2 protein-coding genes are annotated in these 915 nt (G+C 53.2%); one reads left to right on the forward strand and one right to left on the reverse strand.

Annotated features, from left to right (window positions below; genetic code table 11):
- Positions 1-347: 347 nt before the first annotated feature.
- Positions 348-626, forward strand: a complete 279-nt coding sequence (locus tag AC2YHA_RS19485; protein ID WP_487402980.1) for a helix-turn-helix domain-containing protein — start codon at positions 348-350, stop codon at positions 624-626.
- An 83-nt stretch (positions 627-709) separates the two neighbouring features.
- On the opposite strand, the gene AC2YHA_RS19490 is transcribed toward AC2YHA_RS19485, so the two are convergent.
- A partial coding sequence (locus AC2YHA_RS19490) for a hypothetical protein (protein WP_487402979.1) occupies positions 710-915 on the reverse strand: 206 nt, incomplete at its 5' end.

Below are 915 nucleotides of genomic sequence, written 5' to 3' on the forward strand. Positions count from 1 at the left end.
AGGATCGGTCACGTTATTATGCCGAAATGGATGTAAAATGCCCGCAATTAGGGTCATGACTTCACGGATGTGAAGTGTCATGCGAAACTCTCTCGCTTTGGCATTTCGCCTCGTTGTCCAAGAGATGGAGGCGCTTGGTGATAGGGCGAAGCACGCCTACATTATGGGTCTGCGAAAAATCGGAATATCAGAGCAACCGGCCCCAAGGTCGCCTTACCGCGCCTGAGATGATTTGACGGTCAGGAGGCATTCAGGATAATTATGTATGCTGCGTGTTTGACGTAAAGCAAAGAGAACGGCGAGAGGGATCGGCAAAGACAGGGGGCAATTGAAGTGAAGTGGTCGAAATGCCCAACGGTACATCGGATATTCGTTATCGGCGCCTCCTCACGAGGCTGATAGAAGCTCGGACGTCGGCAGGTCTTTCACAGGACGAAGTGGCCCGTCGGCTGCGTCGAACGCAGCAGTTCGTCTCCCGCTACGAGTTGGCGGCCCGCAGACTTGATGTCATTGAATATATTGACGTTGCGTTGGCGCTGGGACTTGATGGACCAGCCGAACTGGCGAAGACGCTTGAGGAGACAGGCGCCATCGGAGGCCCTCGGTCGCCAGGCTCCAAGAGATGAGATCTCGAGCAAAATCGTAAACGGTGAATGTTCCATGCGATTATGGATCGGCCATGGTGGGTCTGTCGACGCAATTTAGGTGATCAAGCAGCGATACCGAAGTTGGTCATTTCGAAAACGGTTTGTCCCGCTTTCGAATCGGCCCGGCTTCCGCAGGAAATCCTTACTCCTTGGTTCATCTGCGGCGGTCGCTTCGACTTTATGGAGTTCGATGCATTTTCTCCGGGAGAGCAGCCATTCACCATCAGAACCGCATATTCGTGCTTTCTCGGCCGAAATTGACAGATTC

It is taken from the genome of Sphingomonas sp. SRI_018 (assembly GCF_057586275.1).